Genomic DNA, 24,495 nt, shown 5'->3' on the forward strand with positions numbered 1-24,495 from the left:
AGCAGACCGCTCGGGCCATGGATGGCGAACTCTCTGGCGAAACCGCCGTCCAAGCGTTCAGTTTGCGCTTGCCCAGAAGCCTTTGACTTATGGAGTCCCCAGAGATGAACGACATGGCCCAGCTGGTCCCCGCACTGCCCGACAGCATCTTCCGCGCCTATGACATCCGTGGTGTGGTTGGCAAGACCTTGCATGCCGAGACCGCCTACTGGATCGGTCGCGCCATCGGCGCCCAGACCCTCGCCCAGGGCGAGCCACAGATTTCGGTCGGCCGTGATGGCCGCCTGTCCGGCCCGATGCTGGTCGAGCAACTGATCAAGGGCCTGGCCGACGCCGGTTGCCAGGTCAGCGATGTCGGCCTGGTACCCACTCCGGCGCTGTACTACGCCGCCAACGTGCTGGCCGGCAAGTCGGGGGTGATGCTCACCGGCAGTCACAACCCGTCGGACTACAACGGTTTCAAGATCGTCATCGCCGGCGACACCCTGGCCAACGAGCAGATTCAGGCCCTGCTGACGCGCCTGAAGACCAACGACCTGACCCGCGGCGAAGGCCGTGTGGAAAAAGTCGAGATCCTCGACCGCTACTTCCAGCAGATCACCGCCGACGTGAAGCTGGCCAAGCGCCTGAAGGTGGTGGTCGACTGCGGCAACGGCGCCGCCGGCGTGGTCGCCCCGCAACTGATCGAGGCCCTGGGCTGCGACGTCATCCCGCTGTTCTGCGAGGTCGACGGTAACTTCCCCAACCATCACCCGGACCCGGGCAAGCCCGAGAACCTGGAAGACCTGATCGCCAAGGTGAAAGAGACCGGTGCCGACATCGGCCTGGCCTTCGACGGCGACGGCGACCGCGTCGGCGTGGTTACCAACACCGGTAGCATCGTCTATCCCGACCGCCTGCTGATGCTGTTCGCCCAGGACGTGCTGTCGCGCAACCCGGGCGCCGAGATCATCTTCGACGTCAAGTGCACCCGCCGCCTGACCCCGCTGATCGAGCAGCACGGTGGCCGTGCGCTGATGTGGAAGACCGGCCACTCGCTGATCAAGAAGAAGATGAAGCAGACCGGATCGCTGCTGGCCGGCGAGATGAGCGGACACATCTTCATCAAGGAACGCTGGTACGGTTTCGACGACGGCATCTACAGCGCCGCGCGCCTGCTGGAGATCCTCAGCAAGGCCGGGCAGGACGCCGAAAGCCTGTTCGCCGCGTTCCCCAATGATATTTCCACGCCGGAAATCAACATTGATGTGACCGACGAGGGTAAATTCAGCATCATTGATGCACTGCAACGCGACGCCGACTGGGGCGAAGCCAACCTGACCACCATCGACGGTGTGCGGGTCGACTATCCCCACGGCTGGGGCCTGGTCCGCGCCTCCAACACCACGCCGGTGCTGGTGCTGCGCTTCGAGGCCGACAGCGCGGCAGAGCTCGACCGAATCAAGGCTGTATTCCGCACGCAGTTGCTGCGGGTCCAACCCGGCCTGCAACTGCCGTTCTGACGACTATACGTTCCTTACCTGGAGCCCTGCATGACCCTCGATCGCGATGCCGCTTCCCATGTAGCCGAGGTTTTGTCCGAAGCACTGCCTTACATCCGCCGCTTCGTCGGCAAGACCCTGGTGATCAAGTACGGCGGCAACGCGATGGAGAGCGAGGAGCTCAAGACCGGCTTCGCCCGTGACATCGTGCTGATGAAGGCCGTGGGCATCAACCCGGTGGTGGTGCACGGCGGCGGGCCGCAAATCGGCGACCTGCTCAAGCGCCTGTCGATCGACAGCCACTTCATCGACGGCATGCGCGTCACCGACGCGGCGACCATGGACGTGGTGGAAATGGTCCTGGGCGGCCAGGTGAACAAGGACATCGTCAACCTGATCAACCGCCACGGCGGCAGCGCTATCGGCCTGACCGGCAAGGACGCGGAGCTGATCCGCGCCAAGAAGCTGACCGTCACCCGTCAGACCCCGGAGATGACCACCCCGGAAATCATCGACATCGGCCATGTCGGCGAGGTCGTGAGCGTCAACACCGACCTGCTGAACATGCTGGTCAAAGGCGACTTCATTCCAGTGATCGCACCGATCGGCGTGGGCGCCAACGGCGAGTCGTACAACATCAACGCCGACCTGGTGGCCGGCAAGGTGGCCGAGGCGCTGAAAGCCGAGAAGCTGATGCTGCTGACCAACATCGCCGGCCTGATGGACAAGCAGGGCGAGGTCCTCACCGGACTGACCACCGAGCAGGTCAACGAGCTGATCGCCGACGGCACCATCTACGGCGGCATGCTGCCTAAGATCAAATGCGCGCTGGACGCCGTCCAGGGCGGCGTCAACAGCTCGCACATCATCGACGGCCGCGTGCCGAATGCGGTGCTGCTGGAGATCTTCACCGACAGCGGCGTGGGCACCCTGATCACCAACCGCAAGCCACGCTGAGTGATCGGTTAGCCTGTTCTGGCCTCTTCGCGGGTAAACCCGCTCCCACAGGGATAGCACCGCCTTTGAGGGCTGTGGCGATCCTGTGGGAGCGGGTTCACCCGCGAAAGGGCCGGAACAGGCGACACAAAAAAGGCGACCTTCGCAAGAAGGTCGCCTTTTTCATTTCCAAACCAGGATCAGATCCCGTACTGCGCCCGATACGCCTCTACAGCCGGCAGATGCTGCTTGAGCTGCGGATCGTCAGCCAGGAACTCCAGCACCTGGGTCAGCGAAACGATGCTGACCACCGGGATTCCGAAGTCGCGTTCCACTTCCTGGATCGCCGACAGCTCGCCATTGCCACGCTCTTCGCGGTTCAGCGCGATCAGCACGCCGGCGGCCTTGGCCTGCTGGGCGTTGATGATCTGCATGACCTCGCGGATGGCGGTACCGGCAGTGATCACGTCGTCGATGATCAGCACGTCACCGGCCAGCGGGGCGCCGACCAGGCTGCCGCCCTCGCCGTGATCCTTGGCCTCTTTGCGGTTGAAGCACCACGGCACGTCGAGCTGGTGCTGTTCGGCCAGGGCCACGGCAGTGGCCGCCGCCAGGGGAATGCCCTTGTAGGCCGGGCCGAACAGCACGTCGAAGGGGATCTTGCTGTCGACGATGGCCGCCGCGTAGCAACGCCCCAGCTGGGCCAGCGCGGAACCTGTGTTGAACAGGCCGGCATTGAAGAAGTACGGGCTGGTACGCCCCGATTTCAGAGTGAACTCACCGAAGCGCAGAACGCCGCGATCGATGGCAAAACGGATGAAGTCGCGCTGATACGGCTGCATGAAAGGTCCCGGACACCACGGATTTAGCTAAATGTGTTGAGCTCGGGTATCATACACGCACGAGATTTTTGGGGCCATTTATGCGGATCATCAGTGTGAACGTAAATGGCATTCAGGCTGCGGCCGAGCGTGGATTGCTCAGCTGGCTGCAAGCCCAGAATGCCGACGTCATCTGCCTTCAGGATACCCGCGCCTCGGCCTTTGAACTCGACGACCCAGCTTTCCAGCTCGATGGCTATTTCCTTTACGCCTGCGACGCGGAGGTGCCCACCCAAGGTGGCGTGGCACTGTACTCGCGCATGCAGCCCAAGGCAGTCATCACCGGCCTGGGCTTCGAGACAGCCGACCGCTACGGGCGTTATCTGCAAGCAGATTTCGACAAAGTCAGTATTGCCAGCCTGCTGCTGCCTTCGGGCATGAACGACGACGAAGACTTGAACCAGAAGTTCAAGTTGATGGACGACTTCGCCAAGTACCTGGACAAGCAGCGTCGCAAGCGTCGCGAATACATCTACTGCGGCTCGTTCTACGTGGCGCAGCAGAAGCTCGACATCAAGAACTGGCGCGACAGCCAGCAGTCGGTCGGCTTCCTGCCGCCGGAACGCGCCTGGATGGACGCCATCGTCGGCGACATGGGCTATGTCGACGCCCTGCGCGAAGTCAGCCGTGAAGGCGACCAGTACAGCTGGTGGCCGGACAACGAGCAGGCCGAGATGCTCAACCTGGGTTACCGGTTCGACTACCAGATCCTCACCCCAGGCCTGCGCCGCTTCGTGCGCAACGCCCGTCTGCCGCGCCAGCCGCGCTTCTCCCAGCATGCGCCGCTGATCGTGGACTACGACTGGACGCTGACCATCTGAGTGCTGTCCAGACACGAAAAAGCCGACATTGATGTCGGCTTTTTCGTGTCTACAGGAACAGTCAGTCAGCCAATGCGGCCTGCTGCAGTTCGAAGATCTCGGTCATGCCCTTCTGCGCCAGCGCCAGCATGGCGTTGAAGTCTTCAGGCTGGAACGGCGCGCCTTCGGCGGTGCCCTGCACTTCGATGAAGCCACCGGCGCTGGTCATGACCACGTTCAGGTCGGTCTCGGCGGCGGAGTCCTCGAGGTAGTCGAGGTCGAGCACGGCCTCGCCCTGGTACATGCCCACCGACACTGCGGCGATCATGTGCTTGAGCGGGTTGCCGCCCTTGAGGCCGCCACGCTTCTTGATCACCGCCAGGGCGTCGCACAGGGCGACCATGGCGCCGGTGATCGAGGCGGTACGGGTACCGCCGTCGGCCTGGATCACGTCGCAGTCGACGTACAGGGTGATGTCGCCGAGCTTGCTCATGTCCAGCGCGGCGCGCAGGGAGCGGCCGATCAGGCGCTGGATTTCGAGGGTGCGGCCACCTTGCTTGCCGCGGCTGGCCTCACGCTGGTTACGCTCGCCGGTCGAACGCGGCAGCATGCCGTATTCGGCGGTGAGCCAGCCTTGGCCCTGACCTTTGAGGAAGCGGGGAACACCATTCTCGACGCTGACCGTGCAGATGACCTTGGTGTCACCGAACTCGACCAGTACCGATCCCTCGGCGTGCTTGGTGTAGTTGCGGGTAATGCGGATCGAGCGGAGCTGATCGGCGGCGCGACCACTTGGACGTTTCATCTGGGATACCTGTACCGGGACTTTGAATCTGCCGAGCATTATAGAGCCCGCCGCCCGCCGAAGGCACGCCTGTCGTCGTACCCGCGCAGCCTGTCGCCTTTTCCGACAGGCCAGAAGAGGGTCGGTAGCATGGGTGGATTGGGCGCCCGGGCCGCACTGCGCTACAATCCTGCGCCTTGCAGCCGACAGGCTCCCCGTTCACCTGAATACGCGAGGTACTCCCCATGGTGCATAGCATGACCGCTTTTGCTCGTGTCGAGCGCGCTGGCAGCCAAGGCACCCTGGTCTGGGAGCTGCGCTCGGTCAACCACCGCTATCTCGAACCCCACCTGCGCCTGCCCGAAGCGCTGCGCGACCTCGAAGGCGCGGTACGCGAGGGCCTGCGCCAGGGCCTGTCCCGCGGCAAGGTCGAGTGCACCTTGCGCCTGAGCGAGGACAACGCCGGCAAGCCGTTGCAGGTCGACCGCGAGCGCGCCGCGCATCTGGTGGCCGCCGCCGAGACCGTCGCCGGCCTGATCAAGCAGCCAGCGCCGCTCAACCCGCTGGAAGTGCTGGCCTGGCCAGGCGTGCTGGTGGCCGACGCCAGCGACCCGCAGGCGCTCAATGCCGAAGCCATCGCCCTGTTCGACGAGGCGCTGGCCGAACTCAAGGCGGGCCGTGAGCGCGAAGGCGCCGAGCTGGCCCGGCTGATCAACGAACGCCTGGACAGCATGGCCGGCGAAGTCGCCACCCTGCGCACCCTGGTGCCGCAGATGCTGGCCGCGCAACGGCAGAAGGTCCTCGATCGCTTCGGCGACATGAAGGCCGAGCTCGATCCGCAGCGCCTGGAGCAGGAAATGGTCCTGCTGGCGCAGAAGAGCGATGTCGCCGAGGAGCTGGACCGCCTCAGCACCCACGTCACCGAGGTGCGCCGGGTGCTCAAGTCCGGCGGCGCCGCCGGCCGGCGCCTGGACTTCCTGATGCAGGAGCTCAACCGCGAAGCCAACACCCTCGGTTCCAAGGCCTTCGACCCGCGCAGCACGCAGGCGGCGGTCAACCTGAAGGTGCTGATCGAACAGATGCGTGAACAAGTACAGAATATCGAGTAAGGCCACCCCCACCATGAACCACAGCAGCGGCACCCTCTACATCGTTTCGGCCCCGTCCGGCGCCGGCAAGACCAGCCTGGTCACGGCCCTGATCAAGGACGACACCAACGTGCGCGTCTCGGTCTCCCACACCACCCGCGCCATGCGTCCGGGCGAGGAGCACGGGGTGAACTACCACTTCGTCGTCCACGAGGAGTTCAAGGCATTGATCGCCCAGGGCGACTTCCTCGAGCACGCCGAAGTGTTCGGCAACTTCTACGGCACGTCGCGCAGCGCGTTGCAGGAAACTCTCGACCAGGGCTTCGACCTGATCCTGGAAATCGACTGGCAAGGCGCCAAGCAGGTGCGCAAGCTGATGCCCGAGGCGCGTTCGATCTTCATCCTGCCGCCAAGCCAGGAGGCCTTGCGTCAACGGTTGGATGGCCGTGGGCAGGACAGCGAGGAGATCATCGCCGGGCGTATGAAGGAAGCGGTCAGCGAGATGGTGCACTACGACGAGTATGAGTACGTCATCATCAACGATGACTTTGACGTGGCGCTGGACGAGTTGAAGGCTGTGTTCAAGGCCAACCGCCTGCTGCTGAAGAAACAGCAACAGCGCCATGGTGGCCTGCTAAAAGAACTGCTGAACTGATAGACCGAGGGGCCGCTCTGCGGCCCTTTCGCGGCACAAGGCCGCTCCTGCAGGCGATCGCATCAGTCCATATTGACGCGATCCCTTGTAGGAGCGGCCTTGTGCCGCGAAAGGGGCGCAGAGCGCCCCCAGCTTCATTCCTGCAACTGAATGGTCGCCTGCTGACGCAGGGTAGCCCCCAGGAAATACGCCGGCGCCCGCAGCCGCGACAGCATCATCAGCACGATCCCCAGTGCCGAGATGATCGCCGCAATCACGAACACCAGCCCCAGCCCGCCCACATGCGAGCCGCTGCCGAAGTCCGGCGAAGCGCTGTCGATCGCCGTGCGCATGAAGATCACCGACAGGATCACCCCACCCACCAGCGGGCAGACGCCGCGCATGAAGAAGTGGCGCACGCTGTCGAACAGGCTGCGGCGGAAGTACCACACGCAGGCGAACGCGGTCAGCGAGTAGTAGAAACAGATCATCATGCCCAGCGCGGTGATGGTGTCGGCCAGCACGTTCTCGCTCAGGGTACGCATGGTCACGTAGAACAGGCCCGCGGCAATACCGGCGCAGATGGTTGCGTAACGTGGCGTCTGCGAACGCGGGCAGACCGTGGCGAAGCGCTGCGGCACGGCGCCGTAGTAACCCATGGCGAGCAAGGTGCGCGCCGGCGAGACGAAGGTCGACTGCAGCGAGGCGGCGGTGCTGGCCAGCACGGCGATGGACATCAGGATCGCCAGCGGCCCCATGACCGGGCCGGCCAGGTGGGCGAACACGTTCTCCTGGATGCGCGGATTGCCCAGGCCCAGGCCATCCTCGCTGATCCCGGCGAACTGCAGGGTGGCGATGGCGGTGAGCAGGTACAGGCCGAGAATCAGCAGCACGGTCCAGGTGGCGGCCTTGCCGGGCACTTCTTCACTGCCGACCGACTCTTCGCTGACGGTCAGGCACACGTCCCAACCCCAGAAGATGAAGATCGACAACGACAGGCCCGCAGCGAACGCCGAGAACGACTCGACGCCGAACGGGTTGAACCAGGCAAGATCGAATGCCAGCGGCGGCGGCGCGGTGGTCTCGCCGAAGGCGGCGAAGGCGAAGCCGATCAGCACCAGCAGTTGCAAGGCCACCAGGCCGTACTGCACGGTCATGGTGGTGGCCATGCCGCGACAGCAGATCCACACCGCCAGGGCAATGAACACGCAACAGGTGGTGACGTTGACCAACAGGTTGTCCGCCAGTGCCGCCAGCTCCTGGTTGCCGGTGATCTGGGCCAGGAACAGGTAGAAGAAGTCCACCGCCACGCCCGCCAGGTTGGACAGCACGATGGTGGTGGCGACCACCAGCCCCCAGCCGCCGATCCAGCCGATCATCGGGCCAAAAGCCCGGGCCGACCAGGTGAAGGAGGTGCCGCTGTCGGGCTCCGCCGAATTCAGCTCGCGGTAACCCAGGGCCACCAGCAGCATCGGCAGGAAGCCGACGATGAACACCGCCGGCAGGTGGGCGCCGACTTCGCGCACGGTCGGGCCGAGCGCGCCGGTCAGGGTGTAGACCGGGGCGATGGTGGAAATGCCCAGCACGACGCTGGCCAGCAGGCCGAGGCGGCCCTTGGCCAGGCCCTTGCCGCGCTGGGTGTTGCCCGAGTCGGACGCCACGTCGGGTGGGCGTCCGGCTTCTGTGTAATCGCTCATGAGTATTTGCCGTAACTATTGGAATTGTTGTCACAGACCCGCCGTAGAGGGCCCGCTTCCACTCATTGAAAGCTCGCTTTGGGGGTGAGTCATCCGAGACTTTCGGGTGACGTCAGAATCGCTCCTGGCGCGCACCCTCCCGTGCAGCATGGGCAATGCAGGCCTCGCGGAACGCCTCGAACAGGCGCAGCGAAACCGGGTTTTCGGCGAAACGCCATTCAGGGTGCCACTGCACGCCGACAACAAAGCCCGGCGCATCAGGCATCGACACCGCTTCGATCAGGCCATCCGGGGCCCGTGCTTCGACACGCAGGCCCGGGGCCAGACGGTCGATGCCCTGACTGTGCAGCGAGTTGACCTCGAACCGCGCAGCCAGGCCCAGGCGCTCGAACACCCCACCCGGCTCGATGCCGACAGGGTGACGAGGGCCGTATTGCACCTCCAGGGGTGCGTCCTCAGGTTCACGGTGGTCCAGGTAGCCGGGCAATTCCTGCACCCGCTGGTGCAGGCTGCCGCCAAGGGCCACGTTCAGTTCCTGGAAGCCACGGCAGATGCACAACACCGGCACACCGGCGGCAATGGCCGCCTGCAGCAGCGGCAAGGTCAGGCGGTCACGTGCAAGATCGTGCCGGGTACCTTCCGCGCTGGGGGCGCCATTGTAATGATGCGGCTCGACATTTGAAGGCGAACCGGTAAAAAGAATGCCATCGAGCCGGGCCAGCAGCGCCTGGGTGTCGCTGCCGCCATCACGCGCCGGCAGGATCAGCGGCAGCCCGGCAAAGCCTGCGGCCTCGACATACTTGTCGCCCACCGTGTGCGACGAGTTCTTCCCCACCTGCTGGCGGCAGGCGCTGACACCGATCAAGGGGACCGCAATTGCGCTCATGGGCTTACACCGTGTGCAGGTACCAGTTGTACTCGAGGTCGGAGATCGACACTTCGAATTCGGCCAGCTCGCTCTCCTTGCAGGCCACGAAGATGTCGATGTAGTCCGGGCTGATGTATTGGTTGAGGACTTCACTGTCGTCCAGCGCGCGCAGGGCGTCGCGCAGGTTGTTCGGCAGGCTCTGTTCCAGCTGTTCGTACGAGTTGCCCTCGATCGGCGCGTCCGGCTCGACCTTGTTGGTCAAGCCGTGATGGATGCCGGCGAGGATCGCCGCGAGCATCAGGTACGGGTTGGCGTCGGCGCCGGCCACGCGGTGCTCGATGCGCACGTTCTCGCTGCTGTCGGTCGGCACGCGGACCGCCACGGTGCGGTTGTCCAGGCCCCAGCTCGGTGCGTTGGGCACGTAGAACTGGGCGCCGAAGCGGCGGTAGGAGTTGATGTTCGGGCACAGGAAGGCCATCGACGCCGGCATGGTCTCCAATACGCCGCCGATGGCGTGGCGCAGGGTGTCGCTCTGCAGCGGGTCGTCGTTGGCAAAGATGTTCTTGCCGGTCTTCTTGTCCAGCAGCGAGATGTGCACATGCAGGCCGTTGCCCGCCTGGCCCGGATAGGGCTTGGCCATGAAGGTGGAGTCCATCTCATGGTCGTAGGCGACGTTCTTGATCAGGCGCTTGAGCAGGATCGCGTAGTCGCAGGCCTTCATCGGGTCGGCGACGTGGTGCAGGTTGACCTCGAACTGCGCCGGGGCGCTTTCCTTGACGATGGCGTCGGCAGGCAGGCCTTGCTCCTTGGCGGCTTCGAGCATGTCCTGCAGGCAGTCGGCGTATTCGTCGAGGTCGTCGATCAGGTACACCTGGGTCGACTGCGGGCGCTTGCCCGAGATCGGCGAGCGCGGCGGCTGCGGACGGCCGTTGAGGTTGTCCTGGTCGATCAGGTAGAACTCCAGCTCGAACGCGGCGCAGATATCCAGGCCCAGGTCGTCGAACTTGCTCACCACCTGGCGCAGCACCTCGCGCGGGTCGGCGAAGAACGGCGCGCCGTCCAGTTCGTGCATGGTCATCAGCAACTGCGCGGTCGGGCGCTTCTGCCATGGCTCGTCGCAGAGCGTGCCGGGAATCGGGAAACAGATACGGTCGGCGTCACCGATGTCCAGGCCCAGGCCCGTGCTTTCGACGGTCGAGCCGTTGATGTCCAGGGCGAAGAGCGAGGCTGGCAGGTTGATGCCCTTCTCGTACACCTTGTGCAGGCTGGCGCGCTCGATGCGCTTGCCGCGCACCACCCCGTTCATGTCGGAGATCAGCAGGTCGACGTACTGGGTATCCGGATGGGCATCCAGGAACTCATTCATCTCGCGGGAAGAACTGGCGCACGGGGAGACCGACGTCATGGCTGTACATCCTTCGATTTGGAGCGGCGATGTGGGGAACTGCGGATGACGCCTTGGCAGGCGACGATGGTGCTGCTGTTGTTCTTTTAACTAACCCATCGTGGGGGGCTTGTTGCCGACCGGCTGCATTGATTCCCGGGGGCCGTTCCACTATAAAATGGCCTCAACGCAACAGACATTGGCATTTTGGCAAGCAGAGCGTGCACCGATGCAATATCAGATCAACCATGCAGACCTCTCACTGGTCCTGGCGCTGGAGCGCGGCCGCTCCCTGGCCAAGGCCGCCGAACTGCTCAAGGTCGACGTTTCCACGGTCTTCCGCTCGATCCGCCGGCTGGAATCGGCGCTGGGTACCGCGCTGTTCGTCAAGAGCCGCAAGGGCTACCTGCCCACCGATACCGCCCAGGCCCTGGCCGAGCAGGCCGAGCGCGCCGAACAGGCGCTGGACGCGGCGCGCATCGCCCTGACCAGCGGTGAGCAGGTGGTCAGCGGCACCGTGCGCCTGACCTGCACCGAGGCGGTGCTGCACAGCCTGCTGCTGCCGGCGCTGGCCGAGTTCATGCCCAACTACCCGGCGCTGTCGCTGGAAATGGGCACCTCCAACACCTTCGCCAACCTCAGCCGCCGCGATGCCGACATCGCCCTGCGCCTGACCAACACGCCGCCGGAACACCTGGTGGGCCGCTGCCTGGGCTCGACCTCCTACGTGGTCTGCGGCCTGCCGGTGCTGCGCGAGCGCCTGCAGGAGTCCGCCGCCAACGTGCCATGGATCGCCCCCGACGATTCCATGCAGGACCACGCCACGGTGGTCTGGCGTAACCAGCATCACCCGGGGCTGATCCCGCGCTACCAGTGCAGCGGCATGTCGACCATCGCCCAACTGGTGACCACCGGCCTGGGCGTCGCGGCACTGCCCGACTACATGGTCCACGACCTGCCCGGCGTCGAGGCGCTGAGCGGCCCGCTGCCCGGCTGCGACACCCAGTTGTGGCTGCTGACCCGACCCGATTGCCGCGCCCTGCGCTCGGTGCAGACGCTGTTCGAGGAGCTGACTCCGCGCCTGCGCGACGCAATGTTGCGTTAACGCGTCAGGGGCGGTTGTGTCGGCGATGGACGGCACGCTATTGTCGGGCATCGGCGGTTGGCTCCAGTTGTCTGGATCGGCCCTATCGCGGGGCAAGCCCGCTCCCACGTTGCCCGTTTCGGGAACACATTCGTGGGAGCGGGCTTGCCCCGCGATAGAAGCGCCACAGGCACACCCGACAAAACAGCCCTTCCCTATTGGCTGGTGATTTTTTAAACTATCGAGTCCGCCTGCCCATTCTGGGCGCACGCCTACCGCATTTGCTACTGAGGAAGACCATGGCCCGCGTAACTGTTGAAGACTGCCTGGAACACGTGGATAACCGCTTTGAGCTGGTCATGCTCTCGACCAAGCGCGCCCGCCAGCTGGCTACCGGCGGCAAAGAGCCACGCGTTGCGTGGGAAAACGACAAGCCGACCGTCGTCGCCCTGCGTGAAATCGCCGAAGGCATCGTCACGCCAGAGTTCATCGCCGCCGAAGAGATCGTCACCGAGGATCCGGTATTCGCCGCGTTCGAGGACGAGAACAACGAGGCCGTCTGATTGATGCCCAGTCGACACCGTGCGGCGCAAGGCCCTCTTCTTCAGCAAGAGGTGAAACCATGCCGGGTATAGAAGCCCTCGCCGAACGGCTGTCGACTTACCTGGGCCCCGAACAGGTCAACCTGGTTCGCCGGGCCTACTTCTACGCCGAGCAGGCCCACGATGGCCAGCGCCGCCGCAGCGGCGAGCCCTACGTGACCCATCCGCTGGCGGTCGCCAGCATCCTTGCCGACATGCACATGGACCATCAGAGCCTGATGGCGGCCATGCTGCACGACGTGATCGAAGACACCGGCATCGCCAAGGAAGCCTTGAGCCAGCAATTCGGCGAGACCGTCGCCGAGCTGGTCGACGGGGTCAGCAAGCTGACCCAGATGAACTTCGAGACCAAGGCCGAGGCGCAGGCCGAGAACTTCCAGAAGATGGCCATGGCCATGGCCCGCGATATCCGCGTGATCCTGGTCAAGCTGGCCGACCGCCTGCACAACATGCGCACCCTGGAAGTACTGTCCGGCGAAAAACGCCGGCGCATCGCCAAGGAAACCCTCGAAATCTACGCCCCCATCGCCAACCGCCTGGGGATGCACACCGTGCGCGTCGAGTTCGAGGACCTCGGCTTCAAGGCCATGCACCCGATGCGTTCGTCGCTGATCCACCGGGCGGTCAAGAGCGCGCGGGGCAACCGCAAGGAAATCGTCGCCAAGATCGAGACCTCGCTGGCCAACTGCCTGGCCGCCGATGGCATCCAGGGCGAGGTCAGCGGCCGGCAGAAACACCTCTATGGCATCTACAAGAAGATGCGCGGCAAGCGCCGCGCCTTCACCGAGATCATGGACGTGTACGCCTTCCGCATCATCGTCGACAAGGTCGACACCTGCTACCGCGTGCTCGGCGCCGTGCACAACCTGTACAAGCCGCTGCCGGGTCGGTTCAAGGACTACATCGCGATCCCCAAGGCCAACGGCTACCAGTCGTTGCACACCACGCTGTTCGGCATGCACGGCGTACCCATCGAGATCCAGATCCGCACCCGTGAAATGGAAGAGATGGCCAACAACGGCATCGCCGCGCACTGGCTGTACAAGTCCAACGAGGAAGAGCAGCCCAAGGGCAGCCACGCCCGCGCCCGCCAGTGGGTCAAGGGCATCCTCGAGCTGCAGCAGCGTGCCGGCAACTCGCTGGAATTCATCGAGAGCGTGAAGATCGACCTGTTCCCGGACGAGGTCTACGTCTTCACCCCCAAAGGCCGGATCATGGAGCTGCCCAAGGGCTCCACCGCCGTCGATTTCGCCTACGCGGTGCACACCGACGTTGGCAACAGCTGCATCGCCTGCCGCATCAACCGCCGCCTGGCGCCGCTGTCCGAGCCGCTGCAGAGCGGCTCCACCGTCGAGATCGTCAGCGCACCGGGCGCCCGGCCAAACCCGGCCTGGCTCAACTTCGTGGTCACCGGCAAGGCACGCACGCACATCCGCCACGCCCTCAAGCAGCAGCGTCGCTCCGAGTCCATCAGCCTTGGCGAGCGCCTGCTGAACAAGGTGCTGACCGGTTTCGACAGCAGCCTGGAGAAGATCCCCCAGGAGCGCATCCAGTCGATCCTCGCCGAGTACCGCCTGGAACTGCTCGAGGACCTGCTCGAAGACATCGGCCTGGGCAACCGCATGGCCTACGTGGTCGCCCGCCGCCTGTTGTCCGCCGAAGGCGAACAGCTGCCGGCGCCGGAAGGCCCGCTGGCGATCCGCGGCACCGAGGGTCTGGTGCTCAGCTACGCCAAGTGCTGCACCCCGATCCCGGGCGACCCTATCGTCGGCCATCTGTCGGCCGGCAAGGGCATGGTCGTGCACCTGGAAGACTGCCGCAACATCAGTGAAGTCCGCCACAACCCGGAGAAGTGCCTGCAGCTCTCCTGGGCCAAGGACATCACCGGCGAGTTCAACGTCGAGCTGCGCGTCGAGCTGGAGCACCAGCGCGGCCTGATCGCGCTGCTGGCCAGCAGCGTCAACGCCGCCGACGGCAACATCGAGAAAATCAGCATGGACGAACGCGACGGCCGTATCAGCGTGGTCCAACTGGTGGTCAGCGTGCACGACCGTGTGCACCTGGCCCGTGTGATCAAGAAGCTGCGCACCTTGACCGGCGTGGTCCGCATCACCCGGATGCGTGCGTAGTCCGCCAACCGCAAGGAGTCATCATGAGCAAGACCGTCATCACCAGCGACAAGGCCCCTGCCGCCATCGGCACCTACTCGCAAGCGATCAAGGCTGGCAACACCGTGTACATGTCGGGCCAGATCCCGCTCGATCCAAAGACCATGGAACTGGTCGAAGGCTTCGAAGCCCAGACCGTCCAGGTGTTCGAGAACCTGAAGTCGGTGGCCGAAGCCGCTGGCGGCTCGTTCAAGGACATCGTCAAGCTGAACATCTTCCTCACCGACCTGAGCCACTTCGCCAAGGTCAACGAAATCATGGGCCGTTACTTCGAACAGCCTTACCCAGCCCGCGCCGCCATCGGCGTAGCCGCGCTGCCGAAGGGTGCCCAGGTCGAAATGGACGCGATCCTGGTCCTCGAGTAATACCCCCGGTGACGGGCGCCACGCCCGTCACCACCCTCTCCTGCCCCAAGGTTTCCCCCATGCGCCACGCATTGCCTCTCGCGCTGGCAGCCCTGCTCCTGGGCGGCTGCGCCAGCCACAAACCCGAAGACTTCAACGGCACCTGGATCAACCAGGCCGCCATCGACGCCGCCCGCAAAGGCCCCAGCCTACGCCAGGCCCTCGACGCCCAGGGCCCGGTGTTCGAATGGAAGATCGACGTCAAGAACCAGCAGGCCAGCTTCAGCAATGGCTTCGAGGCTGCCGACGGGCGTCTGAGCGCCAACGAGAAGGACTGGCAGGTCAGCTTCGAAGGTGGCCTGGTCGAACAGCTCAAGCTCGACGGCGACGAGTTGCTGGCCATCGACCCGTCCGGTCACCAGCAAACCTTCGTGCGCAGCGAAGGCCCACAGAACACGCCGCTGGGCGGCAGCTTCGAGAAGGCGCTATACCAGCAATACCTGGGCGGCGACTGGAAGATCGTCGAAGGCCAGGGCAAGGGCGCCGTGGTGCACTTCAGCGACACCGGTAACGTCACCGGCCTGCCCGGCCCGGACCGCTTCGCCCTGTGCCTGGCGGGCGACTGCGCGACCATGGGCGATGGCAACGACAGCCTGTGGCTGGAGCGCAACCAGCGCGGCGCGCCGTGGATCTTCAAGCGCGACGGCGACACCCTGGAGATCTTCCAGGCGGTGAACCGCGCCCAGCCGGATGAAATGCCGCAACTGGCCGCCGGTGCGCGGCAGTGGGTGCTGGAAAAGGACTGAAGCGCGCACGCCCTCTGTAGGAGCGGCCTTGCGCCGCGAAAGGGCTGCGAAGCAGCCCCAGGATTCAAGAGGCGCCGCATGGATTGCTGGGGCTGCTTCGCAGCCCTTTCGCGGCACAAGGCCGCTCCTACAAGGGGGCGCATCAAGCCTTGAAGGTTAGTTTCTTCCCTCGAGAATGGCCGCATAGCCTTCTTTATAACTCGGGTACTGCGGCACCCACCCCAACGCCCGCGCCCGCGCATTGCTGCAACGCTTGCTGCCGGTACGCCGCACCCGCTGCTCATCCGACCACTGGGTAACGCCCAAGTACTCGCGCAGCCAGGCCACCACCTCGGCCAGCGGCGCCGGATTGTCATCGACACCGATATAAAAATCGTCCAGCGCAACACCCCGGGCATCGGCGCGCAGCAGGTGCGCCATCAGGCCGGCGGCATCCTCGGCATGGATACGGTTGCCGTACAACGGCGGCTCCTCGGCCACGCGGTAACCCTGGCGCACCTGGCTCAGCAACCACTCACGCCCCGGCCCATAGATGCCGGTCAGGCGCACGATCGTCGCGGGAATGCCGCTGTCCAGCGCCAGCCGCTCGGCCTCGAGCATCACCTTGCCGGAATAGCCCTCGGGCTGCGTGGCTGCCGCTTCGGCAATCCATTCACCGTCCTGCTGCGCATACACGCTGCTACTGGACACGAACACCAGGCGTCGTGGCCGCTGCCCTTTCGCCGCCAGCCATCCCAGCACATGGCGCAGACCTTCGACATAGGCCGCCTGGTAGCCGGCTTCATCGTGCTGGCTGGCCGCCACGCAATACACCAGGTAATCAGGCCCCTGCTCAGGCCAGGCGCTCGGTATCTGCGGCTCGGCCAGATCGGCGGCGATCGGCCGAACCCCTTCGGGCAGCTGATCGACCGAACGGCGCAAGCCGCTGACCTGCCAGCCTTGAGCAAGCAGTTGGCGGGCCAGGCGGCTGCCCACATCACCGCAACCCACGATCAAAGCTGAAACGTCTGACATACCGAACCTCCTAATGCGAAAGGCACAGGCTATCGGGTTAGCGCGATAAACGGCTATACCAAGGTCAAAAAAAGCAACAGTATTACTTTTGTTAACAAGAATTACTTGCAATAATGGCGGCCCTGTCTGTTCTCGGCCTGCTTCGAGGCCTTGAAGAACTCAACCCATTTCTCTTCATCAGGTCCGGCCAGCATGACACGTACTCAACCTTCCGCTTCGCCAACCCCGTCGCGCGCCTGGCGCGCCATTGCCGCGCTGATGTTCAGCCTGGTACTGGCCCCGGCAGCCATGGCCGATGAGCCTGTCGCCGCTACCCCGGCAGCCGCCGCTGCCACCGCCCCGGCCACGCCTGCCGCCGAAGGCCAGGCACCGGTTGCCGCGCCGATCGCCGCGCCTGCTGACGCAAATGCTCCGGTGGAAGGCCAGGCTCCGGCCGACGAGAACGTGCAGGCGATGGTCGAAGACACCTCGCTGGGCATGGCCCACGACCTGTCCCCATGGGGCATGTACAAGAACGCCGACGTGGTGGTGAAGGCCGTGATGATCGGCCTGGCCATCGCCTCGATCATCACCTGGACCATCTGGATCGCCAAGGGCTTCGAACTGATGGGCGCCAAGCGCCGCCTGCGTGGCGAGATCGCCGCCCTGAAGCGCTCGGTGAGCCTGAAAGAGGCCAGCGAGGTCTCGAACAAGGAAGGCACCCTGGCCCACACCCTGGTGCATGACGCCCTCGAAGAGATGCGCCTGTCGGCCAACGCTCGCGAGAAGGAAGGCATCAAGGAACGCGTCAGCTTCCGCCTGGAGCGCCTGGTGGCCGCCAGCGGCCGGACCATGAGCAGCGGCACCGGCGTGCTGGCCACCATCGGTTCTACCGCGCCGTTCGTCGGCCTGTTTGGCACCGTGTGGGGCATCATGAACAGCTTCATCGGCATCGCCAAGACCCAGACCACCAACCTCGCCGTGGTCGCCCCGGGCATCGCCGAAGCCCTGCTGGCCACCGCCCTGGGCCTGGTCGCCGCGATCCCGGCCGTGGTCATCTACAACGTCTTCGCCCGCTCCATCGCCGGCTACAAGGCACAGGTGTCCGACGCCTCCGCCCAGGTCCTGCTGCTGGTCAGCCGCGATCTGGACCACCAGGGCAGCGAGCGCGCCGCCCCGCACATGGTGAAAGTGGGGTAAGCCATGGGCCTGCATCTCAACGAAGGTGGCGATGACCTCGCCGAGAACCACGAAATCAACGTCACGCCGTTCATCGACGTGATGCTGGTGCTGCTGATCATCTTCATGGTCGCGGCGCCCCTGGCCACGGTCGACATCAAGGTCGACCTGCCCGCCTCGACCGCGAAGCCCGCGCCGAGGCCCGAGAAGCCGGTGTTCGTCAGCGTCAAGGCCGACAAGAAGCTCTACCTCGGCGACGACGAGGTGGCCCAGCGCGACCAGCTTGGCGCCATGCTCGACGCCAAGACCAAGGGCGACAAGGAAACCACCATCTTCTTCCAGGCTGACAAGGGCGTCGACTACGGCGACCTGATGGAAGTGATGAACACCATGCGCGCCGCCGGCTACCTCAAGGTCGGCCTGGTCGGACTCGAGACGGCAGCCAAGAAATGACGAAAACGCGCTCAAACATGGCGCGCTACGGTGGCAGCCTGGCGATCGTGCTGGGTGTGCACGCAGTCGCCGTGCTGCTGACGCTCAACTGGTCGGTGCCCCAGGCCCTCGAGTTGCCGCCGGCAGCGATGATGGTCGAGCTGGCACCGCTGCCCGAGCCCGCGCCGCCGCCACCGCCCAAGGCCGCCCCGAAACCGCCGACGCCGGTCGAGGAACCGCCACTGCCGAAGCTGGCAGAGGCACCGAAGCCGAAGATCGCCATTCCCAAGCCGCCCAAGCCCAAGGCCAAGCCACAGCCGCCCAAGCCCGAGAAGAAGCTTGAGCCGCCGAAGGACGAACCACCGGCCAAGGACGACGTCGCGGACACGCCGCCGAGCAACACGCCACCGCAGAAGTCGGCGGCGCCACAGCCGAGCATCGCGTCCAACAGCAATGCCCTGCCAAGCTGGCAGAGCGATCTGCTGCGTCACCTGGCCAAGTACAAGAAGTACCCCGAGGACGCTCGCCGTCGCGGACTGCAGGGCATCAACCGCCTGCGCTTCGTGGTCGACGCCGAAGGCAAGGTGGTCTCGTACGCGCTGGCCGGCGGTTCCGGCAGCGCGGCGCTGGACCGGGCCACGCTGGAGATGATCCGCCGTGCCGGCACGGTGCCCAAGCCTCCGGCGGAGTTGCTGAACAATGGCACGATCGAAGTCGTCGCGCCGTTCGTCTACTCGCTGGACCGACGCTGACGTTTTTGTTTCTGTCACAAAACGGCAAGTCTGATAACGTGCGTCTATCGATTGCAGCCGCTATGCTGGGGCCGCAACTTCATGGACGCACGTTATGACCCTCACCGAACTTCGCTACATCGTCACCCTCGCGCAAGAGCAGCACTTCGGCCACGCGGCCGAGCGTTGCCACGTCAGCCAGCCGACCCTGTCGGTGGGCGTGAAGAAGCTCGAGGACGAACTCGGCGTGCTGATCTTCGAGCGCAGCAAGAGCGCGGTGCGCCTCACGCCGGTCGGCGAGAGCATCGTCGCCCAGGCGCAGAAGGTACTGGAGCAGGCCCAGGGCATCCGCGAGCTGGCCCAGGCCGGCAAGAACCAGCTGACCGCGCCACTCAAGGTCGGCGCCATCTACACCGTCGGCCCCTATCTGTTCCCGCACCTGATCCCGCAGCTGCACCGCGTGGCGCCGCAGATGCCGTTGTACATCGAAGAGAACTTCACCCACGTGCTGCGCGAAAAGCTGCGCAACGGCGAACTGGACGCGGTGATCATCGCCCTGCCGTTCAACGAGGCCGACGTGCTGACCCTGCCGCTGTACGACGAGCCATTCTGCGCCTTGATGCCGGCCGACCACCCGTGGACCGCCAAGGACACCATCGACACCGCCATGCTCAACGACAAGAGCCTGCTGCTGCTCGGCGAGGGCCACTGCTTCCGCGACCAGGTGCTCGAGGCCTGCCCGACGCTGAACAAGGGTGGTGAAGGGTCCAAGCACACCACGGTCGAGTCCAGCTCGCTGGAAACCATCCGCCACATGGTCGCCTCGGGCCTGGGCGTGTCGATCCTGCCGCTGTCGGCGGTGCACAGCCATCATTACGCGCCGGGCGTCATCGAAGTCCGTCCGCTGACCGCGCCCGCACCGTTCCGTACCGTGGCCATCGCCTGGCGTGCCAGCTTCCCGCGGCCGAAGGCCATCGAGATCCTCGCCGACTCGATCCGCCTCTGCTCGGTGGCCAAGCCGCCGGTGGAACAACCGGCCTGAACCCATGACCGAGCTGTCGAACGTCCCGGTCACCACGCTCAAGGGCGTAGGCGACGCCATGGCGGAAAAACTCGCCAAGGTCGGTCTGGAGAACCTGCAGGACCTGCTGTTCCACCTGCCGCTGCGCTACCAGGACCGCACCCGCGTGGTGCCCATCGGCCAGTTGCGTCCAGGCCAGGACGCGGTGATCGAGGGCGTGGTCAGCGGGGCCGACGTGACCATGGGCAAGCGCCGCAGCCTGGTGGTGCGCCTGGGCGACGGCAGCGGCACGCTGAGCCTGCGCTTCTACCATTTCAGCAATGCGCAGAAGGAGGGCCTCAAGCGTGGCACCCACCTGCGCTGCTATGGTGAAGCCCGCCCCGGCGCTTCGGGGCTGGAGATCTACCACCCGGAATACCGGGCGCTGAACGGCGACGAAGCACCGCCGCCGGTCGAACAGACGCTGACACCGATCTACCCGACCACCGAAGGCCTGACCCAGCAGCGCCTGCGCCTGCTGTGCCAGCAGAGCCTCGGCCTGCTCGGCCCGCGCAGCCTGCCCGACTGGCTGCCCGACGAACTGGCCCGCGACTACCAGTTGGCGCCGCTCAGCGACGCCATCCGCTACCTGCACAACCCGCCGGCAGACGCCGACCTCGAGGAACTCGCCGAGGGCCATCACTGGGCCCAGCATCGCCTGGCCTTCGAGGAGCTGCTGACCCACCAGCTCTCGCAGCAACGCCTGCGCGAGAGCCAGCGCAGCCTGCGGGCGCCGGTGCTGCCCAAGGCCAGCCGCCTGCCGGCGCAGTACCTGGCCAACCTCGGTTTCAGCCCGACCGGCGCCCAGCAGCGGGTCGGCAACGAAATTGCCTACGATCTCAGCCAGCACGAGCCGATGATGCGCCTGGTGCAAGGCGACGTAGGCGCCGGCAAGACAGTGGTCGCCGCGCTGGCCGCCCTGCAGGCTCTGGAAGCGGGTTACCAGGTCGCCCTGATGGCGCCCACCGAGATCCTCGCCGAACAGCACTACATCACCTTCAAGCGCTGGCTCGAACCGCTGGGCATCGAGGTCGCCTGGCTGGCCGGCAAGCTCAAGGGCAAGGCCCGCGCCAGCGCCCTGGAGCAGATCGCCAATGGCGCGCCCATGGTGGTCGGCACCCACGCGCTGTTCCAGGACGAGGTGCAGTTCAAGCACCTGGCCCTGGCGATCATCGACGAACAGCACCGCTTCGGCGTGCAGCAGCGCCTGGCCCTGCGCAAGAAGGGCGTCATGGGCCAGCTGTGCCCGCACCAACTGATCATGACCGCCACGCCGATCCCGCGCACCCTGGCCATGAGCGCCTATGCCGACCTCGACACCTCGGTCCTCGACGAGCTGCCGCCCGGACGTACCCCGGTGAACACCGTGCTGGTCGCCGACAGCCGCCGCTTCGAGGTGGTCGAGCGGGTCCGCGCCGCCTGTGCCGAAGGCCGCCAGGCCTACTGGGTGTGCACCCTGATCGAAGAGTCCGAAGAGCTGACCTGCCAGGCCGCCGAGAGCACCTTCGAAGAGCTGGGCAGCGCCCTCGGCGAGCTGCGCGTGGGCCTGATCCACGGGCGCATGAAGCCTGCGGAAAAGGCCGCGGTGATGGCCGAGTTCAAGGCCGGCGACCTGCAACTGCTGGTGGCCACCACGGTGATCGAGGTCGGCGTCGACGTGCCCAATGCCAGCCTGATGATCATCGAGAACCCCGAGCGCCTGGGCCTGGCCCAGCTGCACCAGCTGCGTGGCCGGGTCGGCCGGGGCAGCGCGGTGAGCCACTGCGTGCTGCTCTATCACCCGCCGCTGTCGCAGATCGGCCGCGAGCGCCTGGGCATCATGCGGGAAACCAACGACGGATTCGTCATAGCAGAGAAGGACCTGGAGTTGCGTGGCCCCGGCGAGATGCTCGGGACCCGCCAGACCGGCCTGCTACAGTTCAAGGTCGCCGACCTGATGCGCGACGCCGACCTGCTGCCGGCCGTACGCGACGCCGCCCAGGCCCTGCTGGCACGCTGGCCCGACCACGTCAGCCCGTTGCTCGATCGCTGGCTGCGCCACGGTCAACAATATGGCCAGGTGTGACGCCCGTCCCATAATGGATCCAGCTTGTCGGACAGGCTGGTTATACTTCGCGTTTACAGAATGATTGGATACAGGCCATGACTGAAGTTGCCCTGGATACCGCAACCCTACACGCACCGTCTGTCATCCGGCTGTTGCTCGACAAGCTCGGCGTCAGCTTCCGCGAGGTGCCCGAGCACCCGGGGCTGCCGGCCGCCTCGCGGGTGCAGGCCGTGCTGCTCGATGACGAGATCGGTGCCTTGATGGTGCTGTTCCCGCAAAGCCAGTTGCTGGACCTCAAGCGCCTTGAAGAGCTGACCGGCCGCAAGCTCAAGGCCGTGCCGCTGGAGCGCCTGAAGCAGATGCTCGACAAGCATCACCTCAAGGCCCTGCCGGCCATTCCCGCCCTGACCAGCTCGCCGTGCCAGTACGAAAAGAGCCTGCTCGACAACGAGACCCTGCTGATCCAGTCCGGCGAAGCCGGCCTGCTCCTGGAAATCGGCAGGACAGCCTTCAAGAAGATGCTGTTCAAGGCCAGCGCCAGCACGTTCGGCCAGCAGATCAGCGATATTCGCCTGAGTTTCGATCAGTTGGACGGCCCTCCCAAGGAAGTCATCCGCGCCGTCCAGGCCTTCACCGCCCGCCGCATCCAGCAACGCCTGGAGCAGACCATCGAGATTCCGCCGCTGGCCGACACCGCGCAGAAGATCATCAAGCTGCGCGTCGACCCCAATGCCAGCATCGACGACATCACCGGTGTGGTGGAGACCGACCCGGCCCTGGCCGCGCAGGTGGTCAGCTGGGCTGCCTCTCCGTACTACGCCTCGCCCGGCAAGATTCGCTCGGTGGAGGACGCCATCGTCCGCGTGCTGGGCTTCGACCTGGTGATCAACCTGGCCCTGGGCCTGGCGCTGGGCAAGACCCTGAGCCTGCCCAAGGACCACCCGCAACAGGCCACGCCGTACTGGCAGCAGTCGATCTACACCGCCGCGGTGATCGAGGGCCTGACCCGCGCCATGCCGCGCGCCGAGCGCCCGGAAGCGGGCCTGACCTACCTGGCCGGCCTGCTGCACAACTTCGGTTACCTGCTGCTGGCCCACGTCTTCCCGCCGCACTTCTCGCTGATCTGCCGCCACCTGGAGGTCAACCCGCACCTGTGCCACAGCTATGTGGAACAGCACCTGCTGGGGATCAGCCGTGAACAGATCGGGGCCTGGCTGATGAAGCTGTGGGACATGCCCGATGAGCTGTCAACGGCCCTGCGCTTCCAGCACGATCCGGCGTACGCCGGCGATTATGCGGCGTTCCCCAACCTGGTGTGCCTGGCGACGCGCCTGCTGCGCGCCCGGGGAATCGGCTCGGGGCCGAAGGACGAGATCCCGGATGCCCTGCTCGAGCGCCTGGGGCTGACCCGGGACAAGGCCGAAGAGGTGGTGAACAAGGTGCTGGAGGCCGAGGCCCTGCTGCGCGAGCTGGCGTCGCAGTTCCACGCGCCGCACTCGCATTAAGATCACTCTGTAGGAGCGGCCTTGCGCCGCGAAAGGGGCGCGAAGCGGCCCCAGCAATTTCAATAATGGCGCAGACCAGCTGGGGCTGCTACGCAGCCCATTCGCGGCACAAGGCCGCTCCTACAGAGAAGCCCTGCGCCTGGGGCTCAGGCCTTCTTCTTCGGCTTCAGGTACTTCATCAAGCCCTGGAACCAGATCACCAGCGCCGGATTGCCCTTGATCTGGATGTTCTTCTCCTGGATCCCCTGCATGAACGCCAGCTGCTTGTTGCCGGCCTGCAGCGTGGCGAAGCCGTAGGCGGCGTCCTTGAAGGCGATGGCGAAGGCCGGCTGCGGGTGCAGGCCGCCCTTGCTGCTGATGCGCAGGTCCTTGACGATGAAGTGCCGGGCGACCTTGCCATCGAGCGTCTGCATCTGGAAGACCAGGTCCTTGTCCTGCAACTGCTGCTGGAACGCCGGGTTGTTGCGGCTGGCCTTGGCCATCAGCAGACCCATGGCCCAGAGAAGAAAGCGAAACTTCATCAACACGCCTCGAATGAAAAGTGACTGAGTCGCGCAGTTTATCCGTTTCTCGCCCTGATTATGCAAGTTCGCCGCATTTGCTTACCAGAAACGCAACGGGCGCCTCCAGGCGCCCGTCGGGTGAAACTGTTCGATCACTTTTTCTTGGCAGGTTTGGCCGGGACGTTGACGCTGTCACGCAGGTTCTTGCCTGGTTTGAAAGCGACGGTATTGCTGGCCTTGATCTTCACCGGCTGGCCGGTCTGCGGGTTCTTGCCGGTGCGGGCGCCACGGTGGCGTTTTTCGAAGGTGCCGAAACCGACCAGGGTGACGGTGTCCTTGTCGAGCGCGCCGGTGATGCTGTCGAGAATCGCGTTGAGGACCTGGTTGGCCTTTTCCTTGGTCAGATCGGCCTTTTCGGCGATGACGGCGGCGAGTTCTGGTTTACGCATAGTGAAGCCTCTTTGACGGGATTTCTTGTTGTTATGCCG

The 24,495-nt window shown here is 65.1% G+C and carries 23 protein-coding genes and 1 pseudogene; 16 read left to right on the plus strand and 8 right to left on the minus strand.

Annotation, left to right across the window (positions count from 1 at the left end; all coding sequences use genetic code 11):
* Nucleotides 1-134: 134 nt before the first annotated feature.
* Nucleotides 135-1,502, plus strand: a pseudogene (locus NMG10_RS14375) (phosphomannomutase/phosphoglucomutase); the annotation flags it as partial.
* A gap of 30 nt (nucleotides 1,503-1,532) precedes the next feature.
* Nucleotides 1,533-2,438 (plus strand): acetylglutamate kinase, encoded by a 906-nt coding sequence (argB, locus tag NMG10_RS14380; RefSeq protein WP_028689938.1) that lies wholly within the window; start codon nucleotides 1,533-1,535, stop codon nucleotides 2,436-2,438.
* 179 nt (nucleotides 2,439-2,617) lie between these two features.
* On the opposite strand, the gene pyrE is transcribed toward argB, so the two are convergent.
* Nucleotides 2,618-3,259, minus strand: a complete 642-nt coding sequence (pyrE, locus tag NMG10_RS14385; protein ID WP_011536401.1) for an orotate phosphoribosyltransferase — start codon at nucleotides 3,257-3,259, stop codon at nucleotides 2,618-2,620.
* A gap of 80 nt (nucleotides 3,260-3,339) precedes the next feature.
* Between pyrE and NMG10_RS14390 the strand changes: the two genes are divergently transcribed.
* Complete coding sequence (locus tag NMG10_RS14390; protein ID WP_254464592.1) at nucleotides 3,340-4,119, plus strand: exodeoxyribonuclease III; 780 nt, start codon at nucleotides 3,340-3,342, stop codon at nucleotides 4,117-4,119.
* Nucleotides 4,120-4,180: 61 nt separating this feature from the next.
* Here the strand turns inward: NMG10_RS14390 and rph are convergent, their stop codons facing one another.
* Complete coding sequence (rph, locus tag NMG10_RS14395) at nucleotides 4,181-4,903, minus strand: ribonuclease PH (RefSeq protein WP_009681991.1); 723 nt, start codon at nucleotides 4,901-4,903, stop codon at nucleotides 4,181-4,183.
* A 224-nt stretch (nucleotides 4,904-5,127) separates the two neighbouring features.
* Here rph and NMG10_RS14400 point away from each other — a divergent pair, with 224 nt between their 5' ends.
* The gene (locus NMG10_RS14400) at nucleotides 5,128-5,991 is read left to right on the plus strand and encodes a YicC/YloC family endoribonuclease (RefSeq protein WP_254464593.1); all 864 of its coding nucleotides are present in this window, start codon (nucleotides 5,128-5,130) and stop codon (nucleotides 5,989-5,991) included.
* Nucleotides 5,992-6,004: 13 nt separating this feature from the next.
* Nucleotides 6,005-6,625 carry a guanylate kinase gene (gene gmk / locus NMG10_RS14405; RefSeq protein WP_203649393.1) on the plus strand — a complete coding sequence of 207 codons (621 nt, stop codon included), beginning with the start codon at nucleotides 6,005-6,007 and terminating at the stop codon, nucleotides 6,623-6,625.
* A gap of 134 nt (nucleotides 6,626-6,759) precedes the next feature.
* Here gmk and NMG10_RS14410 read toward each other — a convergent pair whose 3' ends face one another.
* From NMG10_RS14410 to NMG10_RS14420, 3 genes are all read right to left on the minus strand, one after another.
* Complete coding sequence (locus tag NMG10_RS14410) at nucleotides 6,760-8,301, minus strand: APC family permease (protein ID WP_203649391.1); 1,542 nt, start codon at nucleotides 8,299-8,301, stop codon at nucleotides 6,760-6,762.
* A gap of 112 nt (nucleotides 8,302-8,413) precedes the next feature.
* Nucleotides 8,414-9,187: a gamma-glutamyl-gamma-aminobutyrate hydrolase family protein gene (locus tag NMG10_RS14415; protein ID WP_203649389.1), complete on the minus strand. Its 774-nt coding sequence runs from the start codon at nucleotides 9,185-9,187 to the stop codon at nucleotides 8,414-8,416.
* Nucleotides 9,188-9,191: 4 nt separating this feature from the next.
* Entirely contained in the window at nucleotides 9,192-10,535 is a 1,344-nt protein-coding gene (locus NMG10_RS14420) for a glutamine synthetase family protein (RefSeq protein WP_232855494.1), read from the minus strand.
* A 247-nt stretch (nucleotides 10,536-10,782) separates the two neighbouring features.
* Here NMG10_RS14420 and NMG10_RS14425 point away from each other — a divergent pair, with 247 nt between their 5' ends.
* The 5 genes from NMG10_RS14425 to NMG10_RS14445 all read left to right on the plus strand — a co-directional run bounded on the left by NMG10_RS14425 (nucleotide 10,783) and on the right by NMG10_RS14445 (nucleotide 15,557).
* Entirely contained in the window at nucleotides 10,783-11,658 is an 876-nt protein-coding gene (locus tag NMG10_RS14425) for a LysR family transcriptional regulator (RefSeq protein WP_203649385.1), read from the plus strand.
* Between the two features lie 278 nt (nucleotides 11,659-11,936).
* On the plus strand, nucleotides 11,937-12,200 hold the full coding sequence (gene rpoZ, locus NMG10_RS14430) for a DNA-directed RNA polymerase subunit omega (protein WP_008091595.1): 264 nt from the start codon (nucleotides 11,937-11,939) through the stop codon (nucleotides 12,198-12,200).
* A 59-nt stretch (nucleotides 12,201-12,259) separates the two neighbouring features.
* A complete protein-coding gene (spoT, locus tag NMG10_RS14435; RefSeq protein ID WP_028689950.1) occupies nucleotides 12,260-14,368 on the plus strand; it encodes a bifunctional GTP diphosphokinase/guanosine-3',5'-bis pyrophosphate 3'-pyrophosphohydrolase in 2,109 nt (702 codons plus the stop codon).
* Between the two features lie 23 nt (nucleotides 14,369-14,391).
* Nucleotides 14,392-14,772: a RidA family protein gene (locus NMG10_RS14440; protein WP_028689951.1), complete on the plus strand. Its 381-nt coding sequence runs from the start codon at nucleotides 14,392-14,394 to the stop codon at nucleotides 14,770-14,772.
* Nucleotides 14,773-14,831: 59 nt separating this feature from the next.
* Nucleotides 14,832-15,557, plus strand: a complete 726-nt coding sequence (locus NMG10_RS14445) for a hypothetical protein (protein WP_254464594.1) — start codon at nucleotides 14,832-14,834, stop codon at nucleotides 15,555-15,557.
* A gap of 156 nt (nucleotides 15,558-15,713) precedes the next feature.
* On the opposite strand, the gene NMG10_RS14450 is transcribed toward NMG10_RS14445, so the two are convergent.
* Nucleotides 15,714-16,571 (minus strand): SDR family oxidoreductase, encoded by an 858-nt coding sequence (locus NMG10_RS14450; RefSeq protein WP_254464595.1) that lies wholly within the window; start codon nucleotides 16,569-16,571, stop codon nucleotides 15,714-15,716.
* A 192-nt stretch (nucleotides 16,572-16,763) separates the two neighbouring features.
* Here NMG10_RS14450 and exbB point away from each other — a divergent pair, with 192 nt between their 5' ends.
* From exbB to NMG10_RS14480, 6 genes are all read left to right on the plus strand, one after another.
* A complete protein-coding gene (gene exbB / locus NMG10_RS14455; RefSeq protein WP_203649378.1) occupies nucleotides 16,764-17,750 on the plus strand; it encodes a tonB-system energizer ExbB in 987 nt (328 codons plus the stop codon).
* Nucleotides 17,751-17,753: 3 nt separating this feature from the next.
* Nucleotides 17,754-18,182 carry a TonB system transport protein ExbD gene (exbD, locus tag NMG10_RS14460; RefSeq protein WP_023632733.1) on the plus strand — a complete coding sequence of 143 codons (429 nt, stop codon included), beginning with the start codon at nucleotides 17,754-17,756 and terminating at the stop codon, nucleotides 18,180-18,182.
* Nucleotides 18,179-18,913 (plus strand): energy transducer TonB, encoded by a 735-nt coding sequence (locus tag NMG10_RS14465; protein WP_028689955.1) that lies wholly within the window; start codon nucleotides 18,179-18,181, stop codon nucleotides 18,911-18,913. Before exbD ends, NMG10_RS14465 begins: the two co-directional genes overlap by 4 nt.
* Before the next feature lie 94 nt (nucleotides 18,914-19,007).
* Nucleotides 19,008-19,934 (plus strand): hydrogen peroxide-inducible genes activator, encoded by a 927-nt coding sequence (locus NMG10_RS14470; RefSeq protein WP_028689956.1) that lies wholly within the window; start codon nucleotides 19,008-19,010, stop codon nucleotides 19,932-19,934.
* A gap of 4 nt (nucleotides 19,935-19,938) precedes the next feature.
* Complete coding sequence (gene recG / locus NMG10_RS14475) at nucleotides 19,939-22,017, plus strand: ATP-dependent DNA helicase RecG (protein WP_203649376.1); 2,079 nt, start codon at nucleotides 19,939-19,941, stop codon at nucleotides 22,015-22,017.
* 77 nt (nucleotides 22,018-22,094) lie between these two features.
* A complete protein-coding gene (locus NMG10_RS14480) occupies nucleotides 22,095-23,504 on the plus strand; it encodes an aminoacyl-tRNA deacylase and HDOD domain-containing protein (RefSeq protein ID WP_232855398.1) in 1,410 nt (469 codons plus the stop codon).
* Between the two features lie 146 nt (nucleotides 23,505-23,650).
* Here NMG10_RS14480 and NMG10_RS14485 read toward each other — a convergent pair whose 3' ends face one another.
* Nucleotides 23,651-24,025: a hypothetical protein gene (locus tag NMG10_RS14485; protein WP_050707542.1), complete on the minus strand. Its 375-nt coding sequence runs from the start codon at nucleotides 24,023-24,025 to the stop codon at nucleotides 23,651-23,653.
* Between the two features lie 134 nt (nucleotides 24,026-24,159).
* The gene (locus NMG10_RS14490) at nucleotides 24,160-24,456 is read right to left on the minus strand and encodes an HU family DNA-binding protein (protein ID WP_027917040.1); all 297 of its coding nucleotides are present in this window, start codon (nucleotides 24,454-24,456) and stop codon (nucleotides 24,160-24,162) included.
* Between the last annotated feature and the right edge of the window lie 39 nt (nucleotides 24,457-24,495).

This window comes from Pseudomonas sp. DVZ6 (genome assembly GCF_024259445.1).
GTDB lineage: Bacteria > Pseudomonadota > Gammaproteobacteria > Pseudomonadales > Pseudomonadaceae > Aquipseudomonas > Aquipseudomonas peradeniyensis.

Bases quoted from the DNA above. Each gene is read 5' to 3' on its own strand.
- spoT (WP_028689950.1), top strand. From the start codon at position 12,260: ATGCCGGGTATAGAAGCCCTCGCCGAACGGCTGTCGACTTACCTGGGC.
- pyrE (WP_011536401.1), bottom strand. From the start codon at position 3,259: ATGCAGCCGTATCAGCGCGACTTCATCCGTTTTGCCATCGATCGCGGC.
- argB (WP_028689938.1), top strand. From the start codon at position 1,533: ATGACCCTCGATCGCGATGCCGCTTCCCATGTAGCCGAGGTTTTGTCC.
- gmk (WP_203649393.1), top strand. From the start codon at position 6,005: ATGAACCACAGCAGCGGCACCCTCTACATCGTTTCGGCCCCGTCCGGC.
- NMG10_RS14490 (WP_027917040.1), bottom strand. From the start codon at position 24,456: ATGCGTAAACCAGAACTCGCCGCCGTCATCGCCGAAAAGGCCGATCTG.
- NMG10_RS14420 (WP_232855494.1), bottom strand. From the start codon at position 10,535: ATGAATGAGTTCCTGGATGCCCATCCGGATACCCAGTACGTCGACCTG.
- NMG10_RS14445 (WP_254464594.1), top strand. From the start codon at position 14,832: ATGCGCCACGCATTGCCTCTCGCGCTGGCAGCCCTGCTCCTGGGCGGC.
- NMG10_RS14425 (WP_203649385.1), top strand. From the start codon at position 10,783: ATGCAATATCAGATCAACCATGCAGACCTCTCACTGGTCCTGGCGCTG.
- NMG10_RS14480 (WP_232855398.1), top strand. From the start codon at position 22,095: ATGACTGAAGTTGCCCTGGATACCGCAACCCTACACGCACCGTCTGTC.
- NMG10_RS14440 (WP_028689951.1), top strand. From the start codon at position 14,392: ATGAGCAAGACCGTCATCACCAGCGACAAGGCCCCTGCCGCCATCGGC.
- exbB (WP_203649378.1), top strand. From the start codon at position 16,764: ATGACACGTACTCAACCTTCCGCTTCGCCAACCCCGTCGCGCGCCTGG.
- NMG10_RS14465 (WP_028689955.1), top strand. From the start codon at position 18,179: ATGACGAAAACGCGCTCAAACATGGCGCGCTACGGTGGCAGCCTGGCG.
- NMG10_RS14470 (WP_028689956.1), top strand. From the start codon at position 19,008: ATGACCCTCACCGAACTTCGCTACATCGTCACCCTCGCGCAAGAGCAG.
- rph (WP_009681991.1), bottom strand. From the start codon at position 4,903: ATGAAACGTCCAAGTGGTCGCGCCGCCGATCAGCTCCGCTCGATCCGC.
- exbD (WP_023632733.1), top strand. From the start codon at position 17,754: ATGGGCCTGCATCTCAACGAAGGTGGCGATGACCTCGCCGAGAACCAC.
- rpoZ (WP_008091595.1), top strand. From the start codon at position 11,937: ATGGCCCGCGTAACTGTTGAAGACTGCCTGGAACACGTGGATAACCGC.
- NMG10_RS14410 (WP_203649391.1), bottom strand. From the start codon at position 8,301: ATGAGCGATTACACAGAAGCCGGACGCCCACCCGACGTGGCGTCCGAC.
- NMG10_RS14400 (WP_254464593.1), top strand. From the start codon at position 5,128: ATGGTGCATAGCATGACCGCTTTTGCTCGTGTCGAGCGCGCTGGCAGC.
- NMG10_RS14415 (WP_203649389.1), bottom strand. From the start codon at position 9,187: ATGAGCGCAATTGCGGTCCCCTTGATCGGTGTCAGCGCCTGCCGCCAG.
- NMG10_RS14390 (WP_254464592.1), top strand. From the start codon at position 3,340: ATGCGGATCATCAGTGTGAACGTAAATGGCATTCAGGCTGCGGCCGAG.
- recG (WP_203649376.1), top strand. From the start codon at position 19,939: ATGACCGAGCTGTCGAACGTCCCGGTCACCACGCTCAAGGGCGTAGGC.
- NMG10_RS14485 (WP_050707542.1), bottom strand. From the start codon at position 24,025: ATGAAGTTTCGCTTTCTTCTCTGGGCCATGGGTCTGCTGATGGCCAAG.
- NMG10_RS14450 (WP_254464595.1), bottom strand. From the start codon at position 16,571: ATGTCAGACGTTTCAGCTTTGATCGTGGGTTGCGGTGATGTGGGCAGC.